Origin of the sequence: Rhodococcus sp. T2V (genome assembly GCF_029269925.1) — a bacterium.
GTDB classification, from domain to species: Bacteria; Actinomycetota; Actinomycetes; order Mycobacteriales; family Mycobacteriaceae; genus Rhodococcus_F; species Rhodococcus_F koreensis.
In genome coordinates this window covers 131,899-148,476 of sequence record NZ_JARJBD010000015.1, presented here as the reverse complement: position 1 = coordinate 148,476, position 16,578 = coordinate 131,899, and the positions used below count along the sequence as shown (strand labels likewise).

The following is a 16,578-nucleotide window of genomic DNA, read 5'->3' as shown; positions in this document are numbered from 1 at the left end:
CCGAAACGATCATGCACTGGCGGGAAAAGCCCACCGGGCAGCACATGGAACTGGGGATCGCCGAAACCAACCTGGTCGGCCTGATGGGGGAGCTCGGCGCGACGTGGAGTCGGTGGGGGCAGCCGCTGTTCCCGATCGGGGTGATGTACGACCCGTTCGTCGAACGCGCCCTCGAGCCGTGGTCGTACGGCATCTACGCGGGCGGGCAGTCGATCCTGGTCGGCACCCCCTCCGGCGTGACCCTCGCCGCCGAGGGTGGGGCGCATCAGTCGATCAAGACCCCCTCGATCGGACTGGAGCAGCCCGGGTGTGTGAGTTTCGAGCCGGCGTTCGCGATCGACACCGAATGGACGTTGCTCGACAGTATTTCCCGGTTGGGACGGCCGGACGGGTCGTCGTCGTATCTGCGGCTCTCGACCCGACCGGTGGATCAGACCCTCGCCGCGGTGCCCACGGATCCGGCGGCCCGCGAGCGTCGGCGCCGTCAGGTCGTCGCGGGGGCGTACACGTTGCGGCGCACCGAGCGGCCGGTGGTGACGTTGGTGGGGATGGGTGCGGTGATCACCGAAACCCTCGCCGCGGCGGACCGGTTGGCGGAGCAGGGGATTGCCGCGGATGTGGTGTGTGTGACCAGTCCTGGATTGTTGTTCGAGGCGGTGCAGGCGCGGCGTGGTCTGGCCGAGGGTTCGTCGTGGGTTCTGGATCAGGTGTTCCCGGCGGGCCGGGCGGCGCCGATGGTGACGGTCCTGGACGGGCACCCGCACACCCTGGCGTTCCTGACCGGCATCAACCAGGTGGCCGGTACCGCGCTCGGTGTCAGCAGGTTCGGGCAGGTCGGATCCCTCGACGACGTGTACCGCTACCACGGCATCGACACCGACAGCATCGTCCGCGCCGCCCTCGACCTCACCGACTGAAAGCTGCCGTGTTCGTCATGGATTCACGGTGCGCGTGGGACGACGATCCGGTCGTGGCGACATGGGCGGGGTTGCCGCGGTTGGAATCACGCCGGACCGCGGATGCGTGCGTCGTCGGACTCGGCGGTTCCGGTCTCGCCGCCGTCGAGGAACTGACAGCCCGGGGGCTCACCGTCGTCGGCCTCGATTCCGGCCGCGTTGCCTCGGGCGCGGCCGGACGGAACGGCGGATTCCTGCTGGGTGGTCCGGCGGCGTTCCTGCATTCGTCGGTCGCCGCGTGGGGTGCGGCGTCGGTGGACCTGTACCGGGCGACGCTCGCCGAACTCGGCCACCTCGCCGACGTGCTGAGTACGGACGTGATCACGCGAACCGGGTCGATTCGGCTGGCCGGGCTTCCCGGCGATCCCGTCGACGACGCCGAAGCCGCCGAGCGGGCAGCAGAACTGGAGGATTGTCACGCGCTCGCACAGGCACTGCGGGACAATGCCATCGCCGTCGAACCCTACGACGGGGAGCTGGGGCAGGGGATATTCCTGCCCGACGACGCGGCGACGAATCCGTCGCGCCGAGCATTGGGTCTCGCGACGATACTGCGGAATTCGGCTAGCTTGTACGAGAATTCGCCGGTCACTTCACTCGGGCCCGGAGTCGTGCACACCGGGCACGGCACGGTCAGCGCACCGGTGATTCTGGTGGCCGTGGACGGGAAACTCGAGCAGGTACTTCCGGAGCTGGCCGGCCGAGTCCGCACCGCGCGACTGCAGATGCTGGGCACCGCACCCGGACTGCCGCCGCGGCTGCCGTGCCCGGTGTACGGGAGGTGGGGGTACGACTACGCCCAGCAATCCGCTGACGGTCGATTGCTGGTCGGCGGTGGCCGCGACCTGTTCGCCGACGCCGAGTGGACGTCCGACACGGAGCCGACCCGACCGGTGCAGTCCCACATCGAGCGGGTGGCCGAACGGATGGCCGGGCGGTCGGTGTCGGTGACGCGGAGATGGGCGGCGTCCGTCGGCTTCACTCCCGACGGTCGCCCCCTGTGCTGCGAGGTGCGGCCCGGCGTCTTCGCGGTCGGAGGGTACAACGGGACCGGCAACCTGGTGGGGCCCGTCGCCGCCCGGGCCGCGGTCGCGCTGGCGCTGGACGGAATCGCGCCGCCGAGCTATCTGGTTGCGTCGGTGGCTGACTGAACGCCGATGCGGAGGAATGGCTCGACACCCTCACCGCGATCCACACCGACGCGTCGCGCTAGCGGCGTGAGACGGCGACCATTGTTGCTCCGGGTGAAATGCCGGCGCGAATTCCGATCGCACCGGCCTCACCGCGGTTGGTGACGTCGAGTTTCTGCAGCACGCTGGCGACGTGGAACTTGACCGTGCTCTCGCTGATGCCCAGCTCGGAGGCGATGGCCTTGTTGCGTTTGCCGACCGTCAGATGCGCGAGGACCTCGAGTTCCCGGGGATTGAGGGTGGACAACAGGTGCTCGTCCGGGCGGGCGGCCGGGGGATCCAGCGGAATCACGAGCGACACCCGGCTACCCCACCCGGCGATGCTCTCGATGTCGACGCGCCCGCGCAGCGTGTGCAGCCGCCCGGCGAGTTGCCGGGTGAGGGCGCTGCCGTCGATCGCTCCGGAGCCCTGATCTCGGACCTCGAGCAGCACGTTGTCGCCGTCGCAGTCCCACGCGACCCGCAGCCGGGCCAGCTCCGGTTGCGCCCCGAACGTCAGGACGATGGTGCGGACCATCGCCCTGGCCGCATGCGCGATCTCGCCGGGAAGCGGTCGCCCGTCCGCCGGGGGTTCGACGTAGTCGATCTCGACCTCGCAATGCCGCAGCAGCGGACGTAGTTCTCCCTGGAGCCGGGCGAACGCGGTGGTGACCGCCTCCTCGGAGAGGGCGCGGTCGGCGTCGCCCGCCGATCGCAGCGCGATCAACGCCGCCGACGCCGTCTCGCTGGCGGTGATGCGGGAGCGTCGATCGTCGAGGTCGTTCGATCGCAGTGTCCCCAGGATCGAGGACAGGGTGGCGTCGTGAATCTCGGTGAGTTCGGCGATGGTGCGGGCCCGTTCACTGGACGCGGCGCGGGACTCGGCGAGGTAGTCGGGGCTGGCCTGGGCGACCTGCTGACGGATCGAGGTGGCGACGATCCCGAACAGCGCCACGAACAGGTCCGGATCGGGCGGTTCGGGTTGCACTCGCTTGGGCACGACGACCAGCAGGGTGTCGGTGACATCGCGCACCACCCAGAGCGGGCGCCGGGCCCCTCCGAGGATGTGGACCCCGTCGAAAACCGTGCCGAGGTCGGCCGACTTCTTCAGGGCGTCGAGTTCGTCGATGGTGACGCGGTCGACGATCTCCCGGTTCCCGGCGACCTTCCGTGGTCGTCCGGTGCATTCACACGTGAAGATCACCAGCGCGTCATGCGACCACAGTGAGGTCAGATACCGGGAGAAGCGCGCCGCGATGTCCGGCAGCGGGCCCGCGATCACGGCGCGCATGTCCGCCCACGACTGCGCTTGCTTCCGATCGGTGTCCTCGACGCTTACCACGGCATCCACCGTAGGACCGATCGGTGTGCGGCGGCACTGGCCATCCGGCCAGCGTCCACTCGTCGAGCGACCGGGTGCCGTCCGGGTGCGGGCTCGGCAATCTTGTCTCCACGACCGGACCCGCTACACCGAGGAGGATCATGACCGTCACCGTCGAAGACACTCGAACACGGTTCGACGATGGGCGTCGCATCGTGCTGGACGAGAACGAGCGGCTGCTCAATTCCGTTGCCGCCGAACAGTGGGACCGTGCCGGAGCGTTGATCACCTCCGCCCGCGCGGTGTTCGTGATCGGCAACGGACGCAGCGGCCTGGCCGTGCAGATGGCCGCGATGCGCCTGATGCACCTCGGCCTGCGCGTCCACGTGGCCGGTGAGGTCACCGCCCCTGCCCTCGGATCGGGCGACGTCCTGATCGCGGTGTCGGGATCCGGGACCACCGCCTCGGTGATCGGCGCCGCCGACACCGCCCGGAAGGTCGGCGCCTCCGTCGTCGCGGTCACCACCGCCGCCGAGTCGCCGCTCGCGCAGCGGGCCGACGAGATCCTCGTGCTCCCGGCGGCCGACAAGCAGGACCACAGCGCCGCCATCACCGCGCAGTACGCGGGCAGTCTGTTCGAGCAGTCCGTCCTCCTCGCCTTCGACGCGCTGTTCCAGGCGCTGTGGTCGCACGCGGACCAGACCGCGCAGCGGCTGTGGGAACGCCACGCCAACATCGGCTGAACCAGCACCACCCCCGAACCCCCCAAGAAAGAAACAGGAGAACTACATGACGAAGCTGCAGGTAGCAGTCGACCTTCTCACCACCGCCGACGCGCTGGCGCTGACCAACAAGGTCGCCCCGTACGTCGACATCATCGAACTCGGCACCCCGCTGATCAAGAGCGCCGGCCTCGGCGTGATCAGCGCCGTGAAGGCGGCGCACCCCGACAAGGAGGTCTTCGCGGACCTCAAGACCGCCGACGCCGGTTTCCTCGAGGCCGACCTCGCGTTCGAAGCCGGTGCCGACCTGGTCACCGTCCTCGGTGCCGCTGGTGACGCCACCATCAAGGGTGCCGTCGAGGCCGGTCAGAAGCACGGGAAGAAGGTTGTCGCCGACCTGATCGGTGTCGAGAACCGTGTCGAGCGGGCCCGGGAGATCGCCAAGCTCGGTGTCGCGTTCGTCGAGATCCACGCCGGACTCGACGAGCAGGCCCAGCCCGGGTACTCGATCCAGACCCTGCTCGACGACGGCAAGATCGCCGGCGTGCCGTTCTCGATCGCCGGCGGCGTGAAGGTCGACACCATCGCCGCCGTCCGTGATTCCGGTGCGGACGTCGCCGTCGCCGGTGGCGCCATCTACAGCGCCGCCGACCCGGCTGCCGCGGCGAAGGCCCTCAAGGACGCACTCGCCAAGTAGCTGTCCTACCGAGAAATACCCTGAGCAGGATCGCTGCTCAGGGTATTTCTCGTGTCCGGGAACTACGGGAGACAGGTGAGCGGCAAAGCGTGCCGGGGCACACTTTGGCACTCACGTGGGGTGACCACTGCGCTGAAAACTAGAGCGTGCGCCACACCCGGCCGGAGCGGCTCAGGATGTCGTCGGCGGAAGCGGGGCCCGAGGTGCCTGGCGGGTAGGTGTCCGGCCGGCCGGCCGTGGCCCAGTGCTGCAGGAGGGGGTCGATGATCCGCCAGGAGTGCTCGACTTCCGCGCGGCGGGGGAACAGTGTCCCGTCCCCGCGGAGGACGTCACCGATCAGCCGCTCGTACGCATCCGGCGCCGGATCGAACACCGACCGGAAGTCCATGCCCAAACTCACCGGCTGGATCTGCATGCCACCGCCCGGGCGCTTGGCGCCTATGTGCAATTCGATCCCGTCGTCGGGTTGGACGCGGAAGACGAGGACGTTCGAGACCCCGGCGGTACGGGCCGCGGGCGACCCGTGAGCGGGTGGCGTGAACGTGACCGCGATCTCGGTGGTCCTGCGCGCCAGCCGTTTTCCGGTGCGAATGTAGAACGGTACTCCCGCCCAGCGGCGAGTGGTGATCCCGACGGTCAGGGCGGCGAAGGTCTCCGTCGACGAGTCGGCAGGGAACCCGTCCTCCTCCGTCAGGCCGGGGAGCCGAACGTCGTCGTCGATGCCGGGCCCGTACTGGCCGCGGGCCGACGTCTGATCCAGAGGTCCGAGTAGTTCGGTGGCGGAAAGGATCTTGACCTTCTCGGTGGCGATGCTGTCGGCGTCGAAGCCGACGGGTTCCTCCATGGCGATCAGCGCCAGCAACTGGAGCAGGTGGTTCTGGATGACGTCGCGGGCGGCGCCGACGCCGTCGTAATAGCCGGCCCGTCCGGTCACCCCGACACTCTCGGCCATCGTGATCTGCACGTGGTCGATGTGCCGGTTGTTCCACAGCGGTTCGAACATCCCGTTCGCGAACCGCAGCGCGAGGATGTTCTGTACCGTTTCCTTGCCCAGATAGTGGTCGATCCGGTAGATCGACGACGGTGGAAAATATTGGGCCAGTATGACCTCGAGCGCCCGGGAACTCGGCAGGTCGTGACCGAACGGCTTCTCGACCACCACCCGTCGCCACCCGCGTGCGGGCCGATTCAACCCGACGACCGCGAGCCGGCCGCACACGGTGGCGAAAGCGGACGGCGGGACCGACAGGTAGAAGACGTAATTGTCCGGCTTGCCGCGGCGCTGATCGAGGACGGCCAACAGCGAGGCCAGCTGCGTGAACCCGCCCGGATCGTCGAACGACCCCTCGACCAGGTGGATGCGCTGCGTCAGGGCCTGCCAGACCGCGGGGTCGAATGGCCGCCGGGCGTGAGTGATCACCGACTCCCGCAACACCGGCTCGCTGTTCGCGGCGTCGCGGGCGAATCCGACGAGATCGAACCCCGCGGGTAGCTGACCACAATGAGCGAGATCGTAGATGGCGGGAACCAGTTTCTTGCGGGCCAGATCACCGGTGATGCCGAAGATCACCAGCGAAGACAAGTCGGCCACCGGGCCGATGTCGCCGATCACCAGTTCCCCGCCGACGCGGCCACCGACCTCGCTTGTGAGCGGGACGCTCTGCTGCACTTCAGACACGGTCACTTCTGCTGCACTCCGTACATTCGCTCCTCGACAGGCGCATTCGGACAATGCGTCGGCTATCAGTGTCGGAGCGGCGAGCGGCGAAAGCACTTGGCCGGGCGACCAGTAGCGGCTCCCCATCCGGTCAGGTGAACCGGGCGTCGCGCGGCACTACACATAGAGCAGGTACTCGACGGATCGACGGCGAAAGTGAAACGGTGACGATGAAACTCGGTGTGGTAGGGCTCGGTCGGATGGGATCGAACATGCGCGAACGTCTGCGTGAGAAGGGGCACGACGTCCTCGGCTACGATCCGAATCCCGATGTCAGCGACGTCCGCAGCCTCGGGGCGCTCGTCGAGGCCCTCCCCGCACCCCGGGCCGTGTGGGTGATGGTGCCCGCCGGCGTGCCCACCCGTCAGGTGATCGAGCAACTCTCCCGGCTCCTCGCCCCGGGCGACGTGGTCGTCGACGGTGGCAACTCCCGGTTCACCGACGACAAGGTGAACGCGGCGCTGCTCGCCGAACACGACGTCCGTTACGTCGACTGCGGAGTCTCCGGCGGCGTCTGGGGACGGCGGAACGGGTACGCGCTCATGGCCGGTGGCCACGAGGACGACATCGCCCGGCTGCTACCGATTTTCGACGCCCTCCGTCCCGCAGGGGACCGTGCGGACTCGTTCGTCCATGCCGGCGGCATCGGAGCCGGGCACTACGCGAAGATGGTGCACAACGGTATCGAATACGGGCTCATGCAGGCCTACGCCGAAGGCTACGAACTTCTCGCGGCCGAGGAATCCATCGCCGATGTGCCGGCGGTGCTGCGGGCCTGGTCGCAGGGCACCGTGGTGCGCTCCTGGCTGCTGGACCTCCTCGTCCGAGCCCTGTCCGAAGACCCGGGGCTGGGCTCGATCTCCGGATACACCGACGACTCGGGTGAAGGCCGGTGGACGGTCGAGGAAGCGATCGCCCACGCCGTCCCCGCGCCCGTGATCTCTGCGGCACTGTTCGCGCGGTTCGCGTCCCGTCAGGACGACTCCCCGGCGATGAAGGCGGTCTCCGCGCTGCGCCGGCAGTTCGGTGGGCACGCCGTCCGCAGCGCCGAGCCCGTCGAGGTCGCGTAACCCGTGACCGCGACGTCCGTATCACCGAGCATCACAGCATTTCTCGAATGGCAGCGCCTGCAGGACCACTACAGTGACATCGCCCCGGTGCATCTGAGGGAACTGTTCGGCGCCGACCCCCGGCGCGGCAGGGATCTGACGGTCACCGCCGGTGACCTGTTCATCGACTACAGCATGAGCCGCATCGACCGCGACACGCTGCCGCTGCTCGTCGCGCTGGCCCGTGCCGCCGGCCTCGAGGACCACCGCGACTGCATGCTCCGCGGAGACCCGGTCAACACCACGGAGAACCGGCCCGCCCTGCACACCGCGTTGCGGCTGCCCGCATCTGCGGAACTGTCTGTAGATGGGCGCGAGGTCGTCGCCGACGTGCATCGGGTGCTCGACCGGATGGCCACCTTCACCGACCGGGTGCGCAGCGGCCGGTGGCGAGGGGCCACCGGCCGGCGCATCACCACTGTCGTCAACATAGGGATCGGCGGATCCGACCTCGGCCCGCGGATGGTGTGCCGGGCGCTGCGCCCCTACTCCCACCCCGATCTGTCGGTGCGGTTCGTCTCCAACGTCGATCCGGCTGACCTGCTGGCCGCCCTCCACGGCCTCGACCCGGCGGCCACCCTGTTCGTCGTCGCGTCGAAGACCTTCACGACGATCGAGACCCTCACCAACGCCACCGCGGCCCGGTCCTGGGTCACCGGCGCGCTCGGGGAGGACGCGGTCGACCGGCATTTCGTCGCCGTGTCCACCAACGCGGCGAAGGTGGCCGAGTTCGGCATCGACCCGGCCAACATGTTTGAATTCTGGGACTGGGTCGGTGGCCGCTACTCGATCGGCTCGGCGATCGGCCTGCCGGTGATGCTCGCGATCGGACGAGGCGCGTTCGGCGACTTCCTCGCCGGCATGCACACCGTGGACCGGCATTTCGCGACGGCGCCGCTCGAGTCGAACGCACCGGTCCTGCTCGCTCTGCTGGGTTTCTGGTATGCGAACTTTTTCGACGCCGAGACCCGGGCGGTCCTGCCCTACGCCAACGACCTCGCTGCCCTGCCCGCGTATCTGCAGCAACTCGCGATGGAATCGAACGGCAAGTCCGTGCAGCTGAACGGGACGCCGACCGACGTCTCCACCGGGGCGATCTGGTGGGGTGAGCCCGGCACCAATGGGCAGCACGCCTTCTACCAGCTCCTGCATCAGGGCACCCGCCTGGTCCCGGTCGACGTCCTCGGATTCGCCGAACCGGCCGCCGATCTGCCGCTCAGCGACGGCGGCGGCAGCATGCACGACGTTCTGGTCAGCAATCTGCTCGCCCAGCGCAGAGTGCTCGCATTCGGCCGTACCCCTGCGGATCTCGCCGCCGACGGGGTCCGCGAAGACCTGATTCCCCACAAGGTGATGGCGGGGAACCGTCCGTCGACCACGATTCTCGCCCCTGAGCTGAGCCCCGGCGTGCTCGGCCAGCTGATCGCGCTCTACGAGCACCAGGTCTTCACCGAAGGTGTGCTGTCGAACATCAATTCGTTCGACCAGTGGGGCGTCGAACTCGGCAAGGATCAAGCCCTGCAACTACACCGGGCAGTCGGTGGGGACGGGGTTGCCGAGGGAGTGGACAGTTCCACCGAAGCGATCGTGCAGTGGTACCGGGCAATCCGCGACGGATCCGGGTGAATGTGAGCACGGTGACGCTTGCCGAAGTGGGCGCCCAGCCGTCCCTCCCCGACCTCGGTATCGGGGTTGGGCGTCATCCGGTTGGCATGTTCTTCGAGGATCAGCGGGCCGCGAGTCCGCGTTGTATCGCAGAGATCCGGGCGGAACGAGATTTCTTCAGCTCTTGACTGGATAGAACCTGTCAGAGGTGATCGCGGTTACTTCGTGCGAGAAGGTGTCGTACCCGAAGAGCGAGTAGTGGACGGGCCGCGATCCTGTGCGGGGCGGTGCAGATTGCCCGACCCGGGTTCCCCTGACGTGGGGGTTCATTTAAACTTCACCGTTGTGCGCGAGCACGCTGATGTCTGCAGCGTGGTGAACTCGTCGGCGAGGCAGATGTCGGGTTGGGAGATATCTACGGCTTCATGCGTGATGAGGTCCTTGAATCCGAATCTGTGTGGCTACCTTCTCGGCGGAGTGGGATTATGGGACGTCTGGTCAGACTCTGGTGCGTGCAGGGGTATACCCGGCTTCCGAACTAACGTACGATTGTTCTTCGAATGCGTGCGGGCCGCGGGTTCGCTCAGGCGAGGATATCGGAGGTCGAAGTGTCGGAACCTGCTCGGGTGACCCGGGGCGGCGCGCGGACAGGCGTCGCGATCCGCGAGGCCGCGGCCGAGTTGTTCTACGCCCACGGATATGAGGCAACCTCTCTGCGCACAGTCGCGGCCGAGGTCGGCATCCAAGTGGGAAGTTTGTACAACCACATTCGGGGCAAGGAAGAGCTCCTGACGGACATCATGGTTGCGGTGATGGACGAGCTCCTCCAAGCCGTCAACGACGCCGTCGCCAAAGTCGACACGGGTGCTGTCGACAGGTTCAAGGCCGCCGTCGACTGCCACATACGATTCCACGCGGAGCACGCGCGAGATGTTTTCATCGGAAATTCCGAACTGCGAGCATTGAAGGGCGACGACCTGGACGCGGTACTTATTAAACGTGCCGAGTATGAGCGCCTACTGCAGGGGCTGGTGAAGGATGTCGGCAAGGAAACCGGAGCAGATATCCTCGACGCGAAGCTGCAGACCTACTCGGTCCTCGCACAGGGTGCGCACGTCTCGTCGTGGTACAAGCCGGGAGGTCCGAAGTCTCTCGACAAGGTGGTGAAGACTTACATCACCATGGCACTACGTCAGCTCGGCGTGGACGAGGATTGAACAAGATCCTGGGCGGCCTGCGCGTTTACGCTCGGGTGACAGCCGAAGCCGTTTGACGGCGTGCGCGAATCGTTCGCCAAGCCGCTTCGCCGCGCGTCAGCCATCTGATGTAGTTGCTGCCTGAACTGCGAGCGCCGCGATCTCGTCCATCTGGATTGCCTCCGTGGCGTCGGTGGCCTCTACGGCCCGAGTGGGGGTGACGCTGCTTGGCGCGAGACGTGAACTCACGACGTCGGCGTCGTTTGGGATTCAGAGTCGGTTGGTCCGGGCTCGAGGAACGGCCGACTGGGTCCGCTCCGAATACCGCCTCGGCAATCTTGCCGAGGTCGGTTCCGCGTTCGCGTAAACCTGCTGATCAGAAGGGCGCATCGAACCCAGCGAACAGGTGGTCGATCAGCCAACCCCCGCTGGACTGCTTGAGGGCAGAGATTCGGTAGAACCCCGTAGTGGTGAGACTGACCGACGTACCGTTTGCGCTTGTCAACAGCAGGTAGGTAAGAACTGTCGCGGTCTGGCCGTCGTAGCTGACGACCAGCGGATTCAGGCCATTGTGTCTGCGTTGATCGGTTTGGCTCTTCATGTGATCTTCCAGCCAGTCGACAATGCTGCTCCGGCCAACCACTGGGTCGATCACGACTTTGTCGGCGATCTTCCCTTCCCAAGTTGCGGACGGGGTGAAGACGGAGTTGAGGGATTCAAGATCGCGCTCGTCGTAGGACCAGGCGTACCGGCTGATCAGCTCGGTGATCTCCAGCCGGTCGGCCACCTGCTCCAGGGTTCGCGCAGACGTCGCTTTCGTGAGCTCGATCGCCCCGCTCCTGCGTCCCCATGCCGGCAATGCTTGTTCCGTCGGAACACTCACGACAACCTCCAAAAGCGATCGTTTGTTCGTTTATGTCTGCGCTTTGATCTTTGTGTCTCGAGTCACATGTGTCAAGTCCGATTGCCGCGCAGCGGGGCAAGGTGTGTGCCCTTGACCACGTTCGGAGACGGCTGTAACTTAACGAACAAACGCTCGTATGTAGGAGGACGGATGACAGTCAAAGTGGTCGCACTCATCAAATCGAAGGACGCTATTTCCCGAGACGAGTTTCTGAACTTCTGGCAGGTCGAACACCCAGCCTTCGTATGGGAGATGCCCGGGGTTGTCCAGTACGTGCAGTCGCCCGCCATCGAGCATCGCAAAGGGTGGCCGTACTCCGGAATGGCGGAGCTCTACTTCGACACGGTCGCCGACGTCGCCACCGCTTTCAGGAGCCCGGCGGCAGATGCCCTACGTGAACACGAGCACCATTTCATTGAAGACATCCAGTGGTTCTTGGCATCGGAAACCCCGGTGCCGCAGCCTGTCCCGGTCGAGAAATGACGGCTCGAAGATTCGACGACAAGGTCGTCGTCATCAGTGGAGTCGCCCGCGGGCAGGGGCGTGCCCATGCCCTGCGGTTCGCGCAGGACGGGGCCGCGATTATCGGCATCGATGCGTGTTCGGACATCGAGACCACAAAGTATGACGGCGCAACGCTCGATGATCTCGAGGAAACCGTTCGGCTGGTGAAGGAGGTCGGTGGGAACATTCACACGGCCGTTGCTGACGTCCGCGACAGTGATGCGGTCACAGCAGTAGTGGATGCCGGAGTCGCCGAGTTCGGTCGAATCGACTTCGTCATCCCCAACGCCGGAATCACCTCGTTCGACGGACCCTTGTGGGAGATCTCCGACGAGTACTGGCAGGTAATGATGGATGTCAACCTCACCGGATGCTGGCGAGTACTCAAGGCCACGCTTCCCACCGTCATCAACGGCGGCAATGGTGGCGCAGTGATTCTGACCAGCTCGGTAGCCGGACTAATGGGCATGCCCACGCTCGGCCACTACTCGGTTGCCAAACACGGTCTCGTCGGGCTGATGAGGACCCTGGCAAACGAACTCGCACCATATGGCATACGTGCCAATACCGTGCACCCCACGAACGTCTCGACCACGATGATCCACAATCCTGCTACCTACCGCCAGTTTCGCCCCGACCTGGAATCCCCGACCGACGCGGACGTCGCCCCCGCATTCGCGTCCTACAACCTCCTCGACACACCCTGGATCGCACCGAATGACATATCCAATGCCGTGACCTGGTTATGCAGCGACGAAGCCCGTTGGATCACCGGAATTACGCTTCCCGTCGACACAGGCACCACGGCCAAGTGGCCAGGTTAGCCCTCACCCCGAATACAGGAGATCGACTCATGACTCACGACGCCACGCTCGTCGACTTCATTCGCCTCAACGAGCGGCGCGTACCCGATCGAGACGCCGTCGTCGACGACAACGACCGCTTGACCCATCGCCAACTGTCGAATCGAGCGTGGGCACTGGCCAGGGGCCTACGCGCCGCCGGCATCCAACCCGGCGACCACGTCGGTATTCTCGCCGGCAACAGCATCTTCACCGCCGAAGCCTTCCTTGGCACGATTGCCGCCGGCGCCGTCGCCGTCATGTACAACTGGCGGTGGGCGACGGCAGAATTGGCCCACGGCATCAGCTCCACCGATGCCCAGATCATCCTCGTCGAGGACGAGTTCGCCGCGGCTTTGGATGCCGCCTCGGCGACCGGGCAGGCTGGTGACTTTCGGGCATATAAGCAAGGGCCCGAGTATGATTCACTCCTCATCGACGGGGAGCCCGTCGACCCGGTAATCGGCTTGGAAGATCCGATGTGCATCCTCTTCACCGGAGGTACCACCGGGTTCTCGAAGGGCGTCGTACTTCCGCACCGTTCGGCGATCTTCAACGCCGCGAACGAGATCATCGACACCGGGATGGCACGCGAACCGGAGAACGTCGCACTCAACCTGACCCCGCTCTTCCATTCCGCCGCACTCCTGTGCCTCTTCATCCCGCACTACATCAGCGGCGGCACCAACGTCATCCTTCGCCGCTTCGACGAACGACAAGTTGCCGAGTTCGTCGAGAAGGAACGCATCACGACAAGCTTCATGATCCCGAACATGATCCGGCGGCTCATCCGCACCGGTGCGCTCGACCACCCCGGATTCCAGAACTTCTTCCGGCAAATGCACACCGGCGGAGGACTTCTCCGCTGGCCCGACAAAGAGGCGGTCACGACTGCGCTTCCCGACGTCCGACTGTTCTTCCGGTACGGCCTGACGGAGGCAGGCGCGATGGTTGCACGCGCACTCCCCGAGGCCGTCATGGATCCGGCACTCGACGGCACAGTAGGTAGGGAGTACACATTCGCCGAGGTCAAGATCGTGGACTTCGACGGTGCCGAGGTCGGTCCGGGAGAGCTGGGGGAAATCTGCGTCCGCGGTCCCGCCGTGATGCTCGGCTACTACAACAAGCCCCAGGAGACCGCCGACACACTCGTCGATGGCTGGCTCCACACCGGCGATCTCGCGGTCCGCGACCAGGACGGCAACATCTTCTTCCGCGATCGTGCCAAGGACATGATCAAGAGTGGAGGTGAGAACGTCTACGCAGCGGAAATCGAACAACAACTGTACTCGCATCCCGCCGTCATGGAATGCGGCGTACTCGGGGTTCCCAGCACCGAGTGGGACGAGGAAGTTCGCGCCGTCGTCGCGCTACGGCCGGGGCGGACGGCATCGGAGCAGGAACTCAAGGACTATCTGCGCCAGCATCTTGCCGGATACAAAGTGCCCAAGTTGATCATCTTCCTGTCGCCGGACGAGATGCCAGTCAACCCGAGCGGAAAGATCGTGAAGAGCAATCTCCGTCAGATCGTCAAATGGTAAGGGAATCAAAGGCATGAATCGTGTAGAGGGTAAAGTGGCACTGATAACCGGCGCCGCGCGCGGGCAGGGGCGCAGTCACGCCGTCCGGCTGGCGCAAGAGGGCGCCGACATCATCGCGATCGACGCGTGCGCCCAGATGGAGACCGTGCCCTACGCGGCAGGAACCATCGAAGATCTCGAAGAGACGGCCGAACTGGTCAGGCGGGAAGGCCGCAAGGTCCACACCGCCGTCGCGGATGTCCGGGACATGACGGCGATGGCGGAGGCCGTCGACGCCGGCGTGCAGGCACTCGGGCAGCTCGACATCCTGGTAGCAAATGCCGGGATCTTCAGCGTCGCATCGGAAGGTGAACTTGACGAGCGTACGTGGCGAGAGATGATCGACGTCAACCTCACCGGGGTGTGGATCACGACGAAAGCCGGCATCCCCCATATCGTTTCCGGACACAGTGGTGGCTCGATCACGCTGATCAGCTCGATCGCCGGCTTGAAAGGTATGTCGAACTTCGCACACTATGTCGCTGCCAAGCACGGTGTAGTCGGACTGATGCGAACGCTCTCCAACGAATTGGCCGAGCACAACATTCGGGTGAACAGCATCCACCCCACCAATGTCGACACCCCGATGATTCAGAACACCACGACTCGCCGACTCTTTGTAGACAAGCCCGAACCCACTCGTGAGGAGTTCGCCGAATCGGCGAAATGGATGAACACCCTGACTGTCCCGTGGGTCGATCCAGTAGACATCAGTAACGCGGTACTGTTCCTCTCGTCGGACGAGGCCCGATACATCACAGGCGTGACGCTGCCGGTCGACGCCGGCTATTCCTCGAAGTCCTGACCATTGGCATCGGCACCGAAAGGATTGCCCCCGACCGAATTGGTCGGGGGCAGGTCTTCGGATCACATCTCAGTGCGTGCAAGTTGCGGGGTCAAGATCTCTCGTCGCCGGTGTCGATGCTCGCGAACGACGTGCACGCCAACAGGAGACGGTCCAGATCAGCCCCGCACACGAGAGCGACGTCGATGCAAAGAGTGCGGCGCCGACGATTCCGAACCAATCGAACGAGATGGACCCGATCGCCGCTCCCGCTGATCCACCCACGAACGCGCCGAACATGTACACGGTGTTTGCACGGCCTGCAGATGATCCTGCGCCAGACAGTGCCCGCGACTGATTGGCGACTTGAGACACCTGGTTCCCCACCGTCAACAGGAACATGGCGAGTACGACTACCACGGGAACAGCGGATGTGATGACGATCGTCGTGGCACTGGCCAGCGTCAGGGCAATCGATACGGCCAACGTCCGGCGAGGGCCGAAACGCGCGAGAACCCGTCCGGTGAGTGTCGTCACGCACCCCGCGACCAACCCGACGACACCGATCAAGCCGGCCGATTCCGCCGTCCACTTCACCGGGGACCCGGTGAGGTACAGCGCGAGGACGGTCCACAGGCCGTCGAACGCGGCAAATGAAAATGCTTGTATCAAGGACGATTCGGTGATCGCTCTGTCCGACTGTGCGACACGTGGAAGGCTCCGCAGCAACGCCAGATAGGAGGAGCCGGCTGGAGCGCGAACGTCGCTGGACACAACGATGCGGAGTAGCACGATCGAGCCGAACAAAATCATGGCGGTCGTGACGAACACCGAACGCCATCCGAGGTGGGCACCGATCACCCCTGCCAGAACGCGCCCCCCGAAGATGCCGAAGAGCAGGGAGCCCGCCAGTACTCCAGTCGTTCGGGCCTGTTGCCCATCCGGAGCCGTGCGAACCGCAAGCGGCATTATCAACTGTGCGACATTCGCCATCAATCCCGCGATGAAGACGGCGAGGCACAGCGCCGCGATGCCAGGAGCAGCCGCGGCACCCAGTAGGGTGACACCACCGAGGCAAAGTTGTACTTCGATCTGACGGCGGGGCCTGACCACGTCGGCCAGCGGCACGAGGAACAAGATCCCACATGCTGTGCCCAGCTGTGCTGCAGTCGCGACCCATCCGACGGCACCCGCACCGCTGGCGAAGTCGTCGGCTATTTGAACGAGGAGCGGTTGCGGCAGGTAGCCGATGCTCACGGCGATCGACGAGACGACCGCGAGGACGAGTATTGTCGTGCGCCAGCTTCGTGAACGCCCGAGTGGACTCGTAGGTGTTGCCGTGCCCCTATCGACTTCGGCTACGCCGCCCTGGTTGTACCGGTACCGCGCCTGCTTCATCACAACTCCGTCTTCGTGCCCGCGAACTCGAGGGAAGATCGATGCCCCGGGCCTTTGCGGCACCGGGTTCTGCG

The 16,578-nt window shown here is 65.5% G+C and carries 14 protein-coding genes and 1 pseudogene; 11 read left to right on the top strand and 4 right to left on the bottom strand.

Annotated elements, in window-relative coordinates; all coding sequences use genetic code 11:
* Window positions 1-917 (top strand): annotated as a pseudogene (locus tag P3H15_RS15670) (pyruvate dehydrogenase); the annotation flags it as partial.
* 17 nt (window positions 918-934) lie between these two features.
* Window positions 935-2,107, top strand: a complete 1,173-nt coding sequence (locus P3H15_RS15665) for an FAD-binding oxidoreductase (protein ID WP_276138092.1) — start codon at window positions 935-937, stop codon at window positions 2,105-2,107.
* 58 nt (window positions 2,108-2,165) lie between these two features.
* Here P3H15_RS15665 and P3H15_RS15660 read toward each other — a convergent pair whose 3' ends face one another.
* Window positions 2,166-3,416, bottom strand: a complete 1,251-nt coding sequence (locus P3H15_RS15660; protein WP_276138094.1) for a LuxR C-terminal-related transcriptional regulator — start codon at window positions 3,414-3,416, stop codon at window positions 2,166-2,168.
* A 191-nt stretch (window positions 3,417-3,607) separates the two neighbouring features.
* Here P3H15_RS15660 and hxlB point away from each other — a divergent pair, with 191 nt between their 5' ends.
* Window positions 3,608-4,189 carry a 6-phospho-3-hexuloisomerase gene (gene hxlB / locus P3H15_RS15655; protein WP_276138091.1) on the top strand — a complete coding sequence of 194 codons (582 nt, stop codon included), beginning with the start codon at window positions 3,608-3,610 and terminating at the stop codon, window positions 4,187-4,189.
* A 46-nt stretch (window positions 4,190-4,235) separates the two neighbouring features.
* Window positions 4,236-4,865, top strand: a complete 630-nt coding sequence (gene hxlA, locus P3H15_RS15650; protein WP_276138090.1) for a 3-hexulose-6-phosphate synthase — start codon at window positions 4,236-4,238, stop codon at window positions 4,863-4,865.
* Window positions 4,866-5,004: 139 nt separating this feature from the next.
* Here hxlA and zwf read toward each other — a convergent pair whose 3' ends face one another.
* Window positions 5,005-6,549 carry a glucose-6-phosphate dehydrogenase gene (gene zwf, locus P3H15_RS15645; RefSeq protein ID WP_276138089.1) on the bottom strand — a complete coding sequence of 515 codons (1,545 nt, stop codon included), beginning with the start codon at window positions 6,547-6,549 and terminating at the stop codon, window positions 5,005-5,007.
* Window positions 6,550-6,746: 197 nt separating this feature from the next.
* Here zwf and gnd point away from each other — a divergent pair, with 197 nt between their 5' ends.
* From gnd to P3H15_RS15630, 3 genes are all read left to right on the top strand, one after another.
* The gene (gene gnd / locus P3H15_RS15640; protein ID WP_276138088.1) at window positions 6,747-7,652 is read left to right on the top strand and encodes a phosphogluconate dehydrogenase (NAD(+)-dependent, decarboxylating); all 906 of its coding nucleotides are present in this window, start codon (window positions 6,747-6,749) and stop codon (window positions 7,650-7,652) included.
* A gap of 3 nt (window positions 7,653-7,655) precedes the next feature.
* Window positions 7,656-9,317, top strand: a complete 1,662-nt coding sequence (pgi, locus tag P3H15_RS15635; protein ID WP_276138087.1) for a glucose-6-phosphate isomerase — start codon at window positions 7,656-7,658, stop codon at window positions 9,315-9,317.
* A 587-nt stretch (window positions 9,318-9,904) separates the two neighbouring features.
* A complete protein-coding gene (locus tag P3H15_RS15630) occupies window positions 9,905-10,513 on the top strand; it encodes a TetR/AcrR family transcriptional regulator (RefSeq protein WP_276138086.1) in 609 nt (202 codons plus the stop codon).
* Window positions 10,514-10,868: 355 nt separating this feature from the next.
* Here P3H15_RS15630 and P3H15_RS15625 read toward each other — a convergent pair whose 3' ends face one another.
* Window positions 10,869-11,375 (bottom strand): nuclear transport factor 2 family protein, encoded by a 507-nt coding sequence (locus tag P3H15_RS15625; RefSeq protein ID WP_276138085.1) that lies wholly within the window; start codon window positions 11,373-11,375, stop codon window positions 10,869-10,871.
* Between the two features lie 171 nt (window positions 11,376-11,546).
* On the opposite strand from P3H15_RS15625, the gene P3H15_RS15620 reads away from it, so the two are divergent.
* From P3H15_RS15620 to P3H15_RS15605, 4 genes are read left to right on the top strand one after another with little or no spacing between them, the layout of a single operon-like run.
* The gene (locus P3H15_RS15620; protein WP_276138084.1) at window positions 11,547-11,879 is read left to right on the top strand and encodes an EthD family reductase; all 333 of its coding nucleotides are present in this window, start codon (window positions 11,547-11,549) and stop codon (window positions 11,877-11,879) included.
* Window positions 11,876-12,724 (top strand): mycofactocin-coupled SDR family oxidoreductase, encoded by an 849-nt coding sequence (locus tag P3H15_RS15615; protein ID WP_276138083.1) that lies wholly within the window; start codon window positions 11,876-11,878, stop codon window positions 12,722-12,724. The genes P3H15_RS15620 and P3H15_RS15615 overlap by 4 nt, the downstream gene beginning before the upstream one ends.
* 29 nt (window positions 12,725-12,753) lie before the next feature.
* Window positions 12,754-14,283, top strand: a complete 1,530-nt coding sequence (locus tag P3H15_RS15610) for a class I adenylate-forming enzyme family protein (RefSeq protein ID WP_276138082.1) — start codon at window positions 12,754-12,756, stop codon at window positions 14,281-14,283.
* Between the two features lie 13 nt (window positions 14,284-14,296).
* Window positions 14,297-15,127 (top strand): mycofactocin-coupled SDR family oxidoreductase, encoded by an 831-nt coding sequence (locus P3H15_RS15605; protein WP_276138081.1) that lies wholly within the window; start codon window positions 14,297-14,299, stop codon window positions 15,125-15,127.
* A gap of 69 nt (window positions 15,128-15,196) precedes the next feature.
* Here P3H15_RS15605 and P3H15_RS15600 read toward each other — a convergent pair whose 3' ends face one another.
* Complete coding sequence (locus P3H15_RS15600) at window positions 15,197-16,504, bottom strand: MFS transporter (protein ID WP_276138080.1); 1,308 nt, start codon at window positions 16,502-16,504, stop codon at window positions 15,197-15,199.
* Between the last annotated feature and the right edge of the window lie 74 nt (window positions 16,505-16,578).